The following is a 14,160-nucleotide window of genomic DNA, read 5'->3' as shown; positions in this document are numbered from 1 at the left end:
CGGCCCGCGCCCGGCCGACCCGGTCGTGGGCCGGGAGCGAGTCGCGGCGCCGCGGCCCACGGCCGGGACCCAGGATTGGTACGCCCACGCGTTTCAGTGCGCCGTGCTCGAGGTGCATCAGAAACGCTACCGTACCGTCCGTGCTGCGCGCCCCATTGTCCTCGAAGTCGGTCTCCGGTCTCTGCTCGTCCCGAACGTCAACCCGGCGCACATGACTCTGGCCGAGCACAATCTCGCCTACCGGCGTCCCGACCTTTACGACGCCCTGAACCGGGACAGCGCCGCAGCCGTGACCTGTCGGCAGCTCGTTGACGAATACGGGGTCCTCCCCCTCGGAAGTGTTCTCGACCTCGGCTGCGGTACTGCCCGTGACCTGGCTGAATTCTCCGATGCTCACGACTGCGTCGGCGTGGACATCCAGCCCGCGCTCATCGAGCATGCACGCCAGCAGCACCCGGGCCTGGATCTGCGTGTCGGCGATCTGCGCACGGTCCGGCTGGGCCGCACCTTCGACACGATCTTCTGCCTCGGCAACTCCCTGGCTTATCTGCACCACAACGAGGACATCCGAGCGGCCTTCGCCACGTTCGCGGTTCACGCCCATCCCGGAAGCCTGCTGATCGTCGTTACCCAGATCGCCCCCACTTCCACCGCCGCGCCAACCCGCGGCCGGGTCGATGCGGCGGACATCCATGCCGATGTGATCATCGAGCACAGTTGGGACGCCCGCGTTCAGGTCGCCACCCTGCACCGGACCTGGCAGTTCGACAACGGCGCCACCGAACGCGACCGGATTCGGCGCCGAGTTCTGTCCCCCCGCGAGTTGGAGCTCTACGCCACCCTCGCCGGGTTCCGCCCCGTGGCGTTGTTTACCGATCCGCAGGACCGCACCGGTCCACTCACCGGTTCCACCGCTTGGTTCGTGGCCCGGTACGATCCCGCGCCGTAGCCGGATCACTTCGGCACATCAAGGCGTTCTACGGTCGCTGTACCGGTTGCTCTTGCGGAGCGGGCGCCCGGTCGCTGCCGCCACCGCCGGTTGTCGCTATTCCGGCGAGCAGTGCGAGTCCTCCCACGGTCATGGCGATCCCGACGAGCTGTGCCAGTCGCGCGAGGCCGGGGTCGCGGTGGCGAGCCCACACGCCGCCGCCCAGTACCGCCAGGCCGACCAGCAGAGGTCCGAACCCGAACGGGATCGAAACGACGTAGACCATGCCTACGAGAACGGCGAAAACGACGAGCCGTAGTCCTTGTCTCTTGACCGGCTGGGTCCGTTCCACCATCATCCTGCCCCACCTGCCCTGCTACGAGTCGCGGTGCTCAGCTCTTACGGTAATACGCACGTACAGCGCTACGGCGCCTTTTGAGGAGATCAGCCGTGCTCGTTTGTTTTGATCAGGGTCGATCTCCGAACTCGCCAACTACTATTCCGCAAACTCAGCGGCGGGGTGCCGGTGCGCCGCGACTCACGGCCGGAACCTCGGGGCCGAGCACAAGGGTGTCCGAGACGCACAGGGAGGACGGGGTGTCCTGCTCCCTTTCGGGAAGGGCCCCGTCCTCACCACCAACAATGCGCCGACCGCGCATGATCGGACCAGGGCACGAAGTCTCCACCCATAGGGCCGTCGGTCTCGTCCGGGACTGCGCTCCGACCGTAGTCACACCATGCACCGGACTGAGCACTGGTCGGAGCGCACCGTCCGGAGGGACGGGGCCGCACCGGAGGCGATGGTCATCTGCTGTCGGATCTCGTCCTGCGGTACAAGGTCCGGCCGGAGAAGTGTTCGATGATCGAGGCGATGCCCTCCCACTCCCCGAAGCCGTCCGCAGTGGCGAGATGACCTCCACCTGGCAGGACCTCGATGCTGCTGCCCCAGATTCGGGCCAGGGACCGCCCACGCTCCAGGGACAGGTGCGGATCGTTGTCGGTCACGACGAGGTGGGTCTTCAACGGCAGCTGTTTTCGGGGCAGCGGTGCCAGCCCCGTGATCGCCGGCAGGGCGTCCTCGGCCTCGACATCGCCCGGGGCGACCAGCACCGCACCGGTCACCCGGCTGTCCCAGCACGTCGCGGCCCACAATGCCGCGGTCACCGACCCGCAGCTGTGCCCGACGAGCAGCCTCTCGTCCTCGGTGCCACGGACGGTCTCGTCCAGCCGGGCCACCCACCGGTCACGATCGGGAGCGTCCCACTCGTCCTGCACCACCCGGTCGAATCCCGCGTAGGTGTGCTCCAGGTGGGTCTGCCAATGATCGGGTCCGGAGTTCGTGTATCCCGGCACGGTCAGGTAGCGCACGATCGTCCTCCGACTTCGGGGTTCGCGCGGGCGCGGTGCACACTGTGGCCGTCACGGCTCTTCCGGCAGAGCAACGTAGGCTACCGGATTCCGGGACGGTCGCACGACCGGATCGAGACTGCCGACGTAAGCGTCGTGCAGCGATTCGCCCGGACCGACAAGTTTGCCGACGAGCTCCACGCGGTCGCCGTGTTCGACGAGGGCAGCGATGTCGGCAACGGCGCGCACGAGTTCCCCACCGACGAGGAGGGCGTACCCTTCTCGCTCGGCACGTCGTCGGTCGAGCTTCCAGACACCGCGACCGGCCTGCCACACGTCCTCCGGAGACATACCCGGAAAGTAGCCTACGCAGCTCCGCCCGAGCGGGTCGCCGTGCACGGTCCGATATCTTCCGAGCTTGATCCTGATTGCCATGTATACCTCGTCAGGTCCGGTTGAGGGTTCGTCGTAAGGCACATTCTCACCGACACGGCTGCACAACGTGGCGAATACGGCGCATGAAGTGCACGACGTCCGGCAAGCCGAATAGCCTGTCGTAACTGTCCCCGTGGGAAGCTGGAAGGAGCGTGGGCCGTGCCCATCGAGCACGAAGCCAAGATCCTCGACGTCGACCCCGAGGCCACCGAGAAGCTGATCCTCGACACGGGCGGTCGCAAACTCCGCGAGAAGTTCCTGCGCCGCTACGTCTACGACATCGTCCCCGGTGACGACTCGAAATGGATCAGACTCCGGGACACCGACGGGGAGGCCACGCTGACCGTCAAGGAGATCAGCAGCGACGCGATCGACGGCACCCACGAGGTCGAGGTCGGTGTCGAGGACTTCGCGGCCACCAATACCCTGCTCGGGATGTTGGGCTTCGCCCCGAAGTCCTACCAGGAGAGCAGGCGCACCAGCTTCGTGCTCGACGGAGCACAGGTGGAGATCGACGCCTGGCCGCGAATACCGCCGTATATGGAGATCGAAGCGGCCTCGAAGGCCGAAGTGGTGCGCATCGCCTCGCTGCTCGGGTATGCCGAGTCCGATCTCACCGGCGAGAACACGATCAAGATCTACGCCCGCCACGGCATCGACCTCAACGCCATGCCCGAACTGACGTTCTGACCCTCACTTGTGCCGCAGCGAGAGTCCACGGCCGGATCCGCGCACAGCGTAGGTTCAGGGAGGGCGGTCGGCGGGTCTTTGTCATTCCACCCAGGAGGTCCGACCGTCCAGCGTCGTGTGCCGCACGGCGAACTCGGGCGGGAGTTCCTGCCGCACCCGTTGGGCGAGCTCCAGGCCCTCGGCGTCGAACCGTTCACGGTCCTCGGGGTCCTGCATCCCCGAGTCCTGCGGAATGTCCCGGTTGAACGCAGCCTGGTAGCGCCCGTCCCACTTCTCGATGGCCGTCACCAGCTCCGCGCTGAGCGGCACCACCTCGGTGACCTCGTCGGGCAGGTAGTTGTCGGAGATTGAGCCTCCCACGGACACCCAGAACGGGCCAGCAACCCATTCAACTTCCAGAGTGACGATACTTCTATGGCTTCCGCTCATGGTAAGAATTCCAACCTCCTGTTCGCGCTGATCGGGTTCGCTATGGTGATGGATCCGTTGCTGCCGACAGTAAACGCGCCCTCGTCACCACCACGGACGGCCAAATGCCGTTCTGGCGCGACTGGGCTGGCCGAACGCGCCAGATTCCGCCGACATCCGGATGCCCGGCTCCGGTTCAGTCCGCGTGGGGTCGGTGCCGGGGATGGGTGAGCATGCGGCGGGCGAGTCGGGCGACGTCGTGTCCGGTGGTGCGGATGGCGCGAGTGTCGCCAGGGGCGGCCTCGTCGAGGTGGGACAGCGCGCCGACGACGCGGTGGAGGTGTCGGCGGAGGCCGTTGGGGTCGTCGGCGGGTGGTTCGGGCCGGTGGGGGCGACAGGTTTCGAGGATGCCGCGGCCGCGGTCGTGGAGGTCTTCGAGGTCGCCTCGGGTGCGTTCGCACATCTCGGCGAGCAGGTCGTCGAGGGCGTGCCACTGCCGTGGTGGCAGGCTCGGCCGGGTGAAGGTGACCGGGTCAGGGCCGGTGAGGGCGGCGGTGTTGTCGCGCTCGGCAGCACGGGTGCGGAGTTCGGTGGTCAGGTCGGCGAACCGGTCGGCCAGTGCGGTCAGTCCGTCGGCGGGGAGTTCGCCGTCGTGCTGGTGGTGGAGCAGTTCGACGACCACGGCGCCGAGATGGCGGTTGAGTCGGGCCAGGCGGGCGAGGAGTTCCCGGTCGTGGTGCAGCATCGGCGGTTCCTGGTGTTCGGGTGGACGGTGGTGTGGTCCGGTCGGCGCGGGTGGCGACGGAGGGGCAGGATCGCCGTTCCCGCGCCGACCGGGACGGGCCCGGCCGGGGAGGTGTCGGGGAAGTCCCGGGCCGGGCTGTCACCCCCGTTGCGTCGGTGCGTGGGAAGAGGTCGCACCGGGGGTGACGTCTCAGAGGGAGCGAAGTCCGTGGAGGACGCGCCGCAGCAGGGCCTCCGACGGCGGGTCGCGTTGTCGGAGCGCGCGCCGGGCGCGGGCGACCTCGGCGTCGTGGTCGGTGCTGGGCCAGTGGTCGGCCAGGTGGTGCAGCACGACGGTGTCGGCCACGGGCAGCGCGGGCAGCCGGACGGTGTCGTCCGGCTGGTTACCGCTCGGGTCGAGAGGGTCGTCGGGGAGCGGGGCAGGAGCGTGTCGGGTCATGGGCGGGGTTCTTCGGGCCGGAGGACTGGTCGGGCAGCGGGGGGATCTGGTCGGGACTGAAGTTCTCGCGTACGCGGATCTCGCGGTCGCAGAGCCAGCAGGTGGGGCGAGGCGGGCCGTCGAGGCGGAAATCGTCCTCGGCCGGGGTGACGTCGGACCCGCACAGCGCGGGGAACGGCCGTTCCGGGACGGGCGTGGTCATGGTGCGGTCGTAGGCGTGCAGCCAGCCCTGCGCCTGTTGCCAGCGCCACCACATCAGCGGCACCTTCCGCACGGCGTGGCGTCCGGGTCGGGCGTGACGGCGAGCGACAGAAACAGACCACACCGGGTGCGCACCGTCGGTGCAGCGCCGGGCGTGCTGGACCAGGCCACCGCGTGGTGCTGGGCACCGTCCCGGCTGACCCACATCCCCTCGGGCGCGGACCGGCAGTCCGGGGCGGGTGGGCGGATCGGTCGAATCGGCATCGTAACTCTCAGATGTGTAGGCATGTTGCGGTCCACTGGTCATGGCAAGAACCGGCCGGGCGCGTCGTCTTCAGGTCACCTCACCGACCAACAGTTCCTGGTATCGATGAGTGTCGAGCAGTCTCCGAACCCAGCCAAGATGACTACCGCATATGGCGCCGTTAGATATGTGATGACCGCATACGTGCCAGAAGCGGATCCGATCCGTGACAGCTATACTCCCGACCACCTCATGGACTGGGAGATCTGGTGATGCAATATTACGATTCGTTTGGCCCGCCGGCGATGCCGGCGGACTTCTGGGAGCATCCTGAGATCCGGCAAGCTGCCCGTGAGCGACACATCGGTCGCCTCTTAGAGGCTGTTCCCGAACTGATCTTGGTGGTGGGGTGGGTGCGGAGATGAGGAGGGACTCCTGGTAGATCGGGTGGTGTCTAGTCAACCGTTCTACCGAGGAGTCCCGGGTGCCATCGTGCCCGAGTGCGCCGATCATGCGCGCGCGGGGTGGGCAGTGCTGCTTGCTGGCCACCACGCATCAGCCTTCGTCCCGGTCACGGCGTTATCCGTCGGACACCACCGACGCTCAATGGGCGCTGATCGAACCGTTGTTGCCCGCCCCGGGCTGGCTGGCGGGCAGGGGCGGTAGGCGAACCAAGCACTGCCGCCGTGAGCTCGTCGATGCGATCCTGTACGTGGTCGACAACGGGATCAAGTGGCGGGCCCTGCCAGCGGATTTCCCACCATGGTCGACTGTGTATAAGCACTTCGCCGCCTGGGAACGGCAGGGAGCGACTCAAGACGTGCTCGACGCTCTGCGTGACCGCGTGCGGCTGACCGAAGGTCGTCACGCCGCACCGAGCGCGGGGATCATCGACTCGGCCTCGATCAAAGCCGCCGAGACGGTCGGCGCGGGAACCCGGGGGTTCGACGCCGGCAAGAAGATCAACGGCCGCAAACGGCATATCGCCGTCGACACCGTCGGCCTGCTGATCTGCGTGCTGGTCACCGGCGCCGACACCCAGGACCGCACCGCCGCCCGGGACCTCCTCGCCCGCCTGAAACACCACTGCCCCAGCGTGCGGCACCTGTGGGCCGACTCCGGCTACACCGGCACCCTCATCGACCGGGCCCGCTCGACGTTCGGGATCACCCTCGACATCGTCGCCAAACTCGCAGGCCAAGTCGGGTTCGTGGTACTACACCGGCGGTGGGTCGTGGAACGCAGCCTGGCCTGGATCAACCAACACCGCCGCTGCGTACGCGACTACGAACGACTCCCCGAACACCACGAAGCCATCGTCCGCTGGGCCATGATCCACACAACCAGCAAACGCCTCACCTGAGATCAGGAACAGCCTCTTACGCGCCTATCGCACTCTCCAAACTCCCAAGATCACGCAGGTGCAGCTTGCTGAGTGGCTCGGCATCGACCAGGCCAATCTATCCCGGCACGAACGCGCGTGCCGACCTACAGTGCGGCTGGACAAGCTGGAACAGTGGGCACGGATGCTTCGCATCCCGCGTCGGCTCCTGTGGTTCCACGTCGAACCGGATGCGAGTGACTCTGGGGGATCCCCTGTTGTGCCATCTACTATCGCCGCGACGACCCCGGTCAGTGGAGACGACGACATGCAACGACGCCAGTTTCTGCGTGCCACCGGCGCAGCGGTCACGTTGGGCGCGGTGGGCAGTGGTGCCCTCACCGGGACCAACGAGCAATCCACCCTCGTCGCCGAGGTTCGGCAGATGATCGCTGCATTCCGCGCCTCGGATAACCGCTACGGCGGCAGCCACAGCCGTAGTTCGCTTGCCGCCTACTTCAACAGGACGGTCAAGCCGCAGTTGTCCGTACGTGCGAGTACGGGCCTGTTCGCCGCTGCGGCTGAGATGCAGCACTTGGCCGGTTGGATGGCCTACGACATCGGGCAACCCGAGTTAGGGCGATACCACCTGCGGGAAGCCGTACGCTTGTGTCGACGTGCGGAGGACGTCCCGCTCGCTGCTGAGACGTTCGCAGGAATGTCGCATCAAGCCGCGTTCCAGGGTGCAGCGGACACCGCGGTGGACTTCGCTCTCGCTGCCGAACAGGCCTCCGCCTCGGTTGACCTTCCCGTGCTCACCGCTGAGATCAACATTCTGGCAGCACACGGACACGCCCTGAAGGGTGAAAAGTCCGAGTGCCTGCACGCTCTGCGCGAGGGAGAACGAGCGTTCGAGCGCGGAGGCGGGGAGACGCCGCCGTGGCTCACATACTTCGATGATGCTTACCTGGCCGCGAAGACCGCGCACGTCTTCCGGGAACTCGGGATGCCAGCGGAAGCGGAAACGTACGCACGGCGGTCATTGAGGATGAACGAAGGCTACGAACGAGGCCGCCTGTTCAATACGGCTTTGCTGGCCTCCAGTCTGGCTGACCAGAGGCGGGTGGAGGAAGCCTGCGCCGAAGGTGGACAGGCCGTGGCGATGCTTCAGCAGGTGCGTTCCGTGCGCGCTACCGCGTACCTGTCCGACTTGGCGCGACGGCTCGCCCCGTTCGATACCGCCTCCGTGCGCGAGCTGTACGAGCGAATGCACGAGGTCGGTGTCGCTACGCCCGAGGCGTAGCAGGCACTCAGGCCGGTGGGAATGCCATCACATGCATGAGGCCCACCTGGGAGGATGCGCCGATGATCTCGCCGTCCTCCATCCTGTGCCGTACGGAAGCAAGCGGAATCCAGTCGATCTTCTCGGCCTCGTTGATGTCGGTCGGGGTGCTGACATACTCGGCGCCCAGCGAGACGAACAACAGGTTCTCGGCGTCGGCCGATCCCACTACCGGTTGGGTCGACACGAGGGGGCGCACGTCGCGTGGCCGCCAGCCGGTCTCCTCCTCGACCTCCCGCGCGGCGGTGGTGGAGGGTTTCTCGTCGGGGTCGACGTAGCCGCCGGGCAGTTCCCATACCCACCGGTCGAGGATCCAGCGGTGACGCCACATCATCAACACGTTCTCGCGGGCGTCATCGAGGACCACCATCATGGCCGCCTTGCGCATACGCAGGACGTACTGCTCGAAACACACCCCGTTCGGCAACTCGACCGACGCGATCGACAAGTGGAGCTTCCGTGTGTCGTCGACCAGTCGTTCGCCGTGGATTGTCCAGCGTGTTAGCTCTTCACCCATGTGCGAGACCGTACCGGTTGCTGATCTCTAGTGTGTCACTCGAAGTGTCAGTGGCGACGGTGGCGGAGACACAACGCTCCAGGTGTTGTCGTGGGATGGTGACGGGTGATGAACTGGCCGCCCGAGGTCCGGCGGGACGCGGAGACGCTGTGGCGGTTCCACCGGTTAAACCACGCGCTTCGCCCCGTCGACGTCGCGGTCGGTCTGGGCAGCCATGACGACGGCGTGCCGGTCCATGTCGCCGAGCTGTATCGGCGTGGCCTCTTCCCCTTGGTGGTGTTCACCGGTGCCAACTCACCGACCACCGTCGACCGGTTCCCGCACGGCGAGGCGGTGGGCTTCCGGGAAATCGCACTCGAACACGGTGTGCCACGCGCCGCGATCCGGGTCGAGGCAACGGCCACCACGACCGTGGAGAACATCCGCTTCACCCGTGACCTGCTCGCCGAGGACGGCCGCACGCCCCGCTCGGTTCTGCTCGTGTCCCGGCCGTACCAGCAGCGCCGGGCGCACGCCGTCGCCACCCGGACCTGGCCCGGAGTCACCGTCCGCTGCTCCGCTGCCCGGCAGGATCTGGACACCTACGTGGCCCACATCGGCGATGCCGACCGCGTGGTGACCATGCTCGTCGGCGACACCCAACGGCTGGAGCTGCAGGCACGCTCCGGTGAGATCGCGTCGCAGGAGATCCCGGACGACGTCCGTGCCGCGTATACCCGGCTCGTCGCCACCGGATACACGGATCGGTTGATCCGTCCCCGGTAGTCACGCGGGAACCACCCTCAGTTCGTGAGTGCGCGACGGCGGAACCGCCGGTCGAACGTCGCTCAGTCCTCGCCGCGGCCACCCGGCCGTGTCCGATGGTGACGACGGTCGAGCCGGACGGCGAGCACGGCACCGAGGAGGCCGAGGGCGGGCTTGAGCGATCCGAGGATCCTGCCGACCGTGGAGGGTGTGCCCTCGGTGTCCGCGAGGGCGTGGGCGAGGATGTCCTGGAGGGTGATGGCGAGCAGCAGGCCCCCGATGATTCCGAGAGCGCCGATACCGACGGTGCGCATGGGGTATCTCCCGGTCCCTCGTCGGTGCGGCCCGTCATCGACTCTCCGAATCCGCGGGTGGCTGGATGCCGCGGGCCCGCTGGAGCGCGAGTGCCAGGCTCCCGGCCACGAGGCCCCAGGCCGCGTTGGTCGCCAGGACGGGGATGATTGCGACGGGATTCGCGAGTGGGCCGCGGAGACTCCCGCTGAGGATCGGGGACAGCACGCCGCTGAGCGCAATGGACAGCACCCCGTACACGAGCCCGGCGAGGACGAGGGTCAGCACGGGTGCGGTGTTTCTGGTCAACCCGACGGCCGCGATCCAGACGACCGTGATGACGACCGTGATGCTGATCGTCACGGCCGGGTGGTGCTCGATGCCGAGCTGGGACTCGACGACCCGGGTGAGCGGGCGGATCAGCGCGAGTGTGCCGAGCCCGAGGATGAGAGGCCGGTTCAGGGAGCGGATGTCGGTCATGACACCGACGCTACGAACCCGCGCCGCGGTGGTCATCGGCTCTGACTCTCGATCCGGAACGCTTCACACCGGGGCACGCGTACGTCGAAAGGCGACATCCGCACGGTCCCGCAGGCGCATGCGCGGAGCCCGGCCCGGACCGTACGCTGGGACGGTGCCAACGCGGTCCACGGATTCCGGGGCAGGGCGGGTCCCGCCCCGGGCGTTCGACGTGCTGCTCGCCGTGGTGGTCGCGGTCGTCCTGTCGCTCATCATCGCGTTGTCGCGGGCGGGCGTCGGTGACGCGCCGCCCGTGTCGGCCTACGTGTTCGCCGTGGGGTTCGGTGCCGTCCTGCTGCTGCGGCGACGGATGCCGGTGCCGGTGCTCGTGCTCAGCGTGCTGGCCACCTTCGCCTATTACACGCTGCGGTTCCCGCCGATCGGCGTCGCCCTCCCGGTCGTGGCGGCACTGTATTCGGCCGCGGAGGCCGGGCTGATCCGGTGGGCGGTCGGAGCGGGAGCGGTGGTCTTCACCGTCTCGCTGTACTTTCGCCTCCGCGACGACCCGCAACCGATCGGATACGTCCTCGGCACGGATGCCGTGTCCAACGTGGCGCTGATCGCCGCGGCGATCGCCCTGGGCTACGCCATCCGGGCGCGCCGGCTGCGTGCCGCCCAGCAGGAGCAGATCACCCGTCTCACCCGGGAGCAGTCGGTGCGCGAGGCCGAGGCGCGGGTCCGATCCGAACGCGAACGCATCTCCCGGGACCTGCACGACACCCTGGGCCACGCGCTCTCGGCGATCGCCCTGCACGCGAGCGTCGGCAGTGAGGCCGTCGGCCGCAGCGACGACACCGTCGTCGACGCGCTCGACCGGGTGAGGAATCAGAGCACCGCGTCGCTGCGGGAGCTGAGGTCGATGGTCCGCCTCCTGCGCAGCACCACCGCGGATGAGGAGACACGCCAGGTGCGGTCTCTCTCCGACGCGCGAGTGATCCTCGACGAAGCGCGGACGGCGGGGCTCGATGTCGTCGCCGACATCGACGTCTCCTCCATCGACCTGTCGGCGGCCGTCGACACCACCGCATACCGCGTCATCCAGGAAGCGCTCACCAACACCCTCCGGCACGCGGAGGCGACCACCGCACGGGTGAGCGCCGTCGTGGAGGACGGAACCCTGCGGGTGACCGTCGCCGACGACGGCCACGGTGCCGCCGCGGACGACGAATCGCGGGGATACGGCATCACCGGAATGGTGGAACGCGTGCACCTGCTCGGCGGGTCACTGCACACCCGCAGCGCACCCGGTTCCGGCTTCACCGTCGAGGCCACGATCCCCGCGAGGCCGACACCGTGATCCGCATCGCGCTCCTCGACGACCAGGAACTCGTGCGCACCGGCCTGCGCCCGCTGGCCGAGCACGACGGTGACATCGAGGTCGTCGCCGAAGCCCCCGACGGGCACACCGGGCTCAGCCTGATCCGCCGGCACCGGCCGGACGTCGTCCTCATGGACATCCGCATGCCCCGCCTCGACGGGATCGCGGCGACCGAGCACATCGCGGCCGACCCGGACCTCGGCGACGTGCGGGTCGTCGTGCTGACCACGTTCGACGAGGACGAGAACGTGCTCGCCGCCGTCCGCGCGGGAGCGGCCGGGTTCCTGCTCAAGGACGTCGCACCCCACGAACTGCGCGACGCGATCAGAGTCGTCGCCGCCGGTGATTCCCTGCTGTCCCCGACGATCACCACCACAGTGCTGGGTCACCTGGGTGCGAGCCTGAACACGCGCGTGCGGCCCGAGATGCTCGACGCCCTCACCGATCGGGAGCGCGACGTCCTCGCCGGGGTCGGTCGCGGTGCCTCGAATGACGAGATCGGGGCGAGCCTGCACATCAGCCCGGCGACCGCACGCACCTACGTCAGCAGGCTGCTCGCCAAACTCGGTGCCCGCGACCGCGCGCAACTCGTCGTCGTGAGCTACGAGTCCGGCCTCATCACGCCCGGCGACGCGTCGTAGCAGGGCCGACTGCGTTTCTCGGGCACACGGGCAAGCGGGGTCCTGCCTGTGGACCCCGGAATTATCAGAAAGCCCGGAACCTAGAGGACAGCTCGTGCGATCATCACCCGCGACCACGCGGGCCGCGAGTCCCGCGCAGCGCCGACTCCGAAGGAGCTTGATGTCCGGGAAGTACCCTGACTTCCAGATCCAGTTGCCCCGGGGAGGGCCGCTTGCGTACGGACGGTTGCTCGACACGATGGGAACGAACGGAAGTCAGAACTTTCTGATCGTGTCCGGGGCACCTGTAAGGAAGGAGACGGTGCCGTCGTTCCAGGGCTCGTCGTACGAACTCCGCGAGCGTCTGCGCGGCGAGGGAAAGATCGTACAGTCGACGCGCTTCCCCGGGTACTGGGAGACAACCGAGGACATCAAGTGCAACTCGCCGTCGGCTGCCGCAGAAGTGGTGACCGGGAGCGGAACGAATGGGTGGACCAGCTGGAAGACCTATGACGGGCGCCCGCTGAAAGACTTCCTCTCGAACACGTGGCATGGCTCCAATCGCACTTGGCTGGTGCGCGGCTCCAACGTCTCCGGGTTGGATCTGGTGCAACAGTCGTGGCGGCCGAAGGGCCTGGTGAGCCAGCCCGCCGGGTACCTGCGGGCGGGTGTCGAACAGGGTATCAGCAAGGACGGGTTGCGCACCGCCGTCGAGGAGGATTACGGCTCGCTGCTGACCCACAGCCAGCGCGTGCGCCTGGTAGACGAGCTGCACTCCTTCCTGTCGCAGATGAAGCCGGGCGACACGGTCTGCACCCTCTCCCACGGTTCGCTCTATGTCGGTGAGATTACCGGCCCTGCAAAGCAGGACTCCTCCGAAGGGGGCCTGTCGAACCTATGTCGCCCGGTCGAGTGGCAGGACGCCGGACACGACTACCACGAGTTGCCCGAAGAGCTTCAACAGAAGCTGTCCGCCCAGCACGACGTGGTGGATCTGACCGCCGTGGCGGGGCTGGTCGCCGGGTTGGGCCGCAGCACCGAGGAGCTCGACCAGCAGGCCCGGGCGGACGGCGACACCACGGCGGAGCTGGCCGCGCTGGCCCGCCGGAAACTGGAGCTGCCGGAACCGACTGAGGAACTCGCCAAGGAGCTGTTGGTCCACGACATCGCGTGGCTGCAGGAGGTGCGGGAGCTGTTGTGGGACGAGCGCCAGCTCGTCTTCCACGGCCCGCCCGGCACCGGCAAGACGTACCTGGCGCTGAAGCTGGCCGAGTACCTCGGCGGCGGTGCGGAGCAGGTCACCCTGGTGCAGTTTCACCCGTCCTACTCCTACGAGGACTTCTTCGAGGGCTTCCGGCCGCAAGGGAACAGCGGAGAGGTGGCGTTCCGGCTGGTCGACGGGCCACTACGGCAACTGGCCGATGCCGCCTCCCGCGAGGGCAACCGGCACATCCCGCACTTCCTCGTCGTCGACGAGATCAACCGCGCGAACCTGGCCAAGGTGTTCGGCGAGCTGTACTTCCTGTTGGAGTACCGCAACCGCTCGGTGCGGCTGACCTACTCCGGCGACGACTTCGCGTTGCCGCCGAACCTGTTCGTGCTCGGCACGATGAACACCGCCGACCGCTCGATCGCCCTGGTGGACGCGGCGATGCGGCGGCGGTTCGCGTTCGTGGAACTGTCCCCGCGCGTCGAGCCGACCCGCGGCCTGCTGCGCCGGTGGCTGCAGCACGAAGGGCACGAGACCGGACCCGCCGACCTGCTCGACGCGCTCAACGCCCGGATCGACGACCCGGACTTCCGCATCGGCCCGTCCTACCTGATGCGCGAATCGGTCTACCGGGACGGTGGGCTGGACCGCGCCTGGCGCACCAGGATCCTGCCGCTGTTGACCGAACACCACTACGGCGACGGGGTGGATGTCGAACAGCGCTACGGCCTGCGGACGCTGCGCGCGGCCGTGGCCGCGTCGCGGGGCGGGTCCTCGCCGGAATGACGACCGTCGAGCTGGCCGAGCACGGCCCGCCGCGGTCGGTGCCGCTGGACGACGCG

The 14,160-nt window shown here is 67.9% G+C and carries 17 protein-coding genes; 8 read left to right on the top strand and 9 right to left on the bottom strand.

Translation table 11 applies throughout. The annotated features are described in order from the left end of the window. Window positions 1–949, top strand: a 949-nt coding sequence (locus SACPADRAFT_RS0203600) for a class I SAM-dependent methyltransferase (protein ID WP_007026056.1), incomplete at its 5' end; no start/stop codon positions are given. A 783-nt stretch (window positions 950–1,732) separates the two neighbouring features. Here the strand turns inward: SACPADRAFT_RS0203600 and SACPADRAFT_RS0203590 are convergent. Together SACPADRAFT_RS0203590 and SACPADRAFT_RS31175 are read right to left on the bottom strand one after the other, a co-directional pair. After that, window positions 1,733–2,296 (bottom strand): RBBP9/YdeN family alpha/beta hydrolase, encoded by a 564-nt coding sequence (locus tag SACPADRAFT_RS0203590; protein WP_007026058.1) that lies wholly within the window; start codon window positions 2,294–2,296, stop codon window positions 1,733–1,735. Window positions 2,297–2,347: 51 nt separating this feature from the next. Continuing rightward, entirely contained in the window at window positions 2,348–2,710 is a 363-nt protein-coding gene (locus SACPADRAFT_RS31175) for a hypothetical protein (protein ID WP_007026059.1), read from the bottom strand. Window positions 2,711–2,869: 159 nt separating this feature from the next. Between SACPADRAFT_RS31175 and SACPADRAFT_RS0203580 the strand changes: the two genes are divergently transcribed. Then, window positions 2,870–3,400: a class IV adenylate cyclase gene (locus tag SACPADRAFT_RS0203580; RefSeq protein ID WP_007026060.1), complete on the top strand. Its 531-nt coding sequence runs from the start codon at window positions 2,870–2,872 to the stop codon at window positions 3,398–3,400. 81 nt (window positions 3,401–3,481) lie between these two features. Here SACPADRAFT_RS0203580 and SACPADRAFT_RS0203575 read toward each other — a convergent pair whose 3' ends face one another. The 4 genes from SACPADRAFT_RS0203575 to SACPADRAFT_RS0203560 all read right to left on the bottom strand — a co-directional run bounded on the left by SACPADRAFT_RS0203575 (window position 3,482) and on the right by SACPADRAFT_RS0203560 (window position 5,247). Next, window positions 3,482–3,766 carry a hypothetical protein gene (locus SACPADRAFT_RS0203575; protein ID WP_051442364.1) on the bottom strand — a complete coding sequence of 95 codons (285 nt, stop codon included), beginning with the start codon at window positions 3,764–3,766 and terminating at the stop codon, window positions 3,482–3,484. Window positions 3,767–4,004: 238 nt separating this feature from the next. Beyond that, entirely contained in the window at window positions 4,005–4,553 is a 549-nt protein-coding gene (locus SACPADRAFT_RS0203570) for a hypothetical protein (RefSeq protein ID WP_007026062.1), read from the bottom strand. A 189-nt stretch (window positions 4,554–4,742) separates the two neighbouring features. Beyond that, complete coding sequence (locus tag SACPADRAFT_RS0203565; protein WP_007026063.1) at window positions 4,743–4,991, bottom strand: hypothetical protein; 249 nt, start codon at window positions 4,989–4,991, stop codon at window positions 4,743–4,745. Beyond that, window positions 4,936–5,247, bottom strand: a complete 312-nt coding sequence (locus SACPADRAFT_RS0203560) for an HC3 family zinc finger protein (protein ID WP_040923912.1) — start codon at window positions 5,245–5,247, stop codon at window positions 4,936–4,938. Before SACPADRAFT_RS0203560 ends, SACPADRAFT_RS0203565 begins: the two co-directional genes overlap by 56 nt. A 673-nt stretch (window positions 5,248–5,920) precedes the next feature. Between SACPADRAFT_RS0203560 and SACPADRAFT_RS0203555 the strand changes: the two genes are divergently transcribed. Together SACPADRAFT_RS0203555 and SACPADRAFT_RS0203550 are read left to right on the top strand one after the other, a co-directional pair. Next, a complete protein-coding gene (locus SACPADRAFT_RS0203555) occupies window positions 5,921–6,799 on the top strand; it encodes an IS5 family transposase (RefSeq protein ID WP_007024776.1) in 879 nt (292 codons plus the stop codon). A gap of 58 nt (window positions 6,800–6,857) precedes the next feature. Then, the gene (locus SACPADRAFT_RS0203550; protein ID WP_157577040.1) at window positions 6,858–8,060 is read left to right on the top strand and encodes an XRE family transcriptional regulator; all 1,203 of its coding nucleotides are present in this window, start codon (window positions 6,858–6,860) and stop codon (window positions 8,058–8,060) included. Between the two features lie 7 nt (window positions 8,061–8,067). Here SACPADRAFT_RS0203550 and SACPADRAFT_RS0203545 read toward each other — a convergent pair whose 3' ends face one another. Then, the gene (locus SACPADRAFT_RS0203545; protein WP_007024778.1) at window positions 8,068–8,616 is read right to left on the bottom strand and encodes an NUDIX hydrolase; all 549 of its coding nucleotides are present in this window, start codon (window positions 8,614–8,616) and stop codon (window positions 8,068–8,070) included. A 108-nt stretch (window positions 8,617–8,724) separates the two neighbouring features. Here SACPADRAFT_RS0203545 and SACPADRAFT_RS0203540 point away from each other — a divergent pair, with 108 nt between their 5' ends. Then, window positions 8,725–9,381 carry a YdcF family protein gene (locus SACPADRAFT_RS0203540; protein ID WP_007024779.1) on the top strand — a complete coding sequence of 219 codons (657 nt, stop codon included), beginning with the start codon at window positions 8,725–8,727 and terminating at the stop codon, window positions 9,379–9,381. Between the two features lie 62 nt (window positions 9,382–9,443). Here the strand turns inward: SACPADRAFT_RS0203540 and SACPADRAFT_RS0203535 are convergent, their stop codons facing one another. Both SACPADRAFT_RS0203535 and SACPADRAFT_RS0203530 read right to left on the bottom strand, forming a co-directional pair. Further along, window positions 9,444–9,674 (bottom strand): hypothetical protein, encoded by a 231-nt coding sequence (locus SACPADRAFT_RS0203535; RefSeq protein WP_007024780.1) that lies wholly within the window; start codon window positions 9,672–9,674, stop codon window positions 9,444–9,446. Between the two features lie 34 nt (window positions 9,675–9,708). Next, window positions 9,709–10,131 carry a hypothetical protein gene (locus SACPADRAFT_RS0203530; protein WP_028662183.1) on the bottom strand — a complete coding sequence of 141 codons (423 nt, stop codon included), beginning with the start codon at window positions 10,129–10,131 and terminating at the stop codon, window positions 9,709–9,711. A 154-nt stretch (window positions 10,132–10,285) separates the two neighbouring features. Between SACPADRAFT_RS0203530 and SACPADRAFT_RS0203525 the strand changes: the two genes are divergently transcribed. The 3 genes from SACPADRAFT_RS0203525 (at window position 10,286) to SACPADRAFT_RS0203515 (ending at window position 14,104) form a co-directional block, all read left to right on the top strand. After that, window positions 10,286–11,467 carry a sensor histidine kinase gene (locus SACPADRAFT_RS0203525; RefSeq protein ID WP_028662182.1) on the top strand — a complete coding sequence of 394 codons (1,182 nt, stop codon included), beginning with the start codon at window positions 10,286–10,288 and terminating at the stop codon, window positions 11,465–11,467. Further along, a complete protein-coding gene (locus tag SACPADRAFT_RS0203520) occupies window positions 11,464–12,129 on the top strand; it encodes a response regulator (RefSeq protein ID WP_007024783.1) in 666 nt (221 codons plus the stop codon). Before SACPADRAFT_RS0203525 ends, SACPADRAFT_RS0203520 begins: the two co-directional genes overlap by 4 nt. Window positions 12,130–12,289: 160 nt before the next feature. Continuing rightward, entirely contained in the window at window positions 12,290–14,104 is a 1,815-nt protein-coding gene (locus tag SACPADRAFT_RS0203515) for a DUF4357 domain-containing protein (RefSeq protein ID WP_007024784.1), read from the top strand. Window positions 14,105–14,160: the final 56 nt, after the last annotated feature.

This window comes from Saccharomonospora iraqiensis subsp. paurometabolica YIM 90007 (assembly GCF_000231035.2).
Lineage (GTDB): Bacteria > Actinomycetota > Actinomycetes > Mycobacteriales > Pseudonocardiaceae > Saccharomonospora > Saccharomonospora paurometabolica.
The sequence above is the reverse complement of the archived record's forward strand: the minus strand, read 5'-3'. Positions and strand labels throughout refer to the sequence as shown.

What these genes read in the sequence shown, in the direction of transcription:
- SACPADRAFT_RS31175 (WP_007026059.1), bottom strand. Translation starts at nt 2,710, where the DNA reads ATGGCAATCAGGATCAAGCTCGGAAGATATCGGACCGTGCACGGCGAC.
- SACPADRAFT_RS0203570 (WP_007026062.1), bottom strand. Translation starts at nt 4,553, where the DNA reads ATGCTGCACCACGACCGGGAACTCCTCGCCCGCCTGGCCCGACTCAAC.
- SACPADRAFT_RS0203565 (WP_007026063.1), bottom strand. Translation starts at nt 4,991, where the DNA reads ATGACCCGACACGCTCCTGCCCCGCTCCCCGACGACCCTCTCGACCCG.
- SACPADRAFT_RS0203560 (WP_040923912.1), bottom strand. Translation starts at nt 5,247, where the DNA reads ATGTGGTGGCGCTGGCAACAGGCGCAGGGCTGGCTGCACGCCTACGAC.
- SACPADRAFT_RS0203545 (WP_007024778.1), bottom strand. Translation starts at nt 8,616, where the DNA reads ATGGGTGAAGAGCTAACACGCTGGACAATCCACGGCGAACGACTGGTC.
- SACPADRAFT_RS0203540 (WP_007024779.1), top strand. Translation starts at nt 8,725, where the DNA reads ATGAACTGGCCGCCCGAGGTCCGGCGGGACGCGGAGACGCTGTGGCGG.
- SACPADRAFT_RS0203535 (WP_007024780.1), bottom strand. Translation starts at nt 9,674, where the DNA reads ATGCGCACCGTCGGTATCGGCGCTCTCGGAATCATCGGGGGCCTGCTG.
- SACPADRAFT_RS0203530 (WP_028662183.1), bottom strand. Translation starts at nt 10,131, where the DNA reads ATGACCGACATCCGCTCCCTGAACCGGCCTCTCATCCTCGGGCTCGGC.
- SACPADRAFT_RS0203515 (WP_007024784.1), top strand. Translation starts at nt 12,290, where the DNA reads ATGTCCGGGAAGTACCCTGACTTCCAGATCCAGTTGCCCCGGGGAGGG.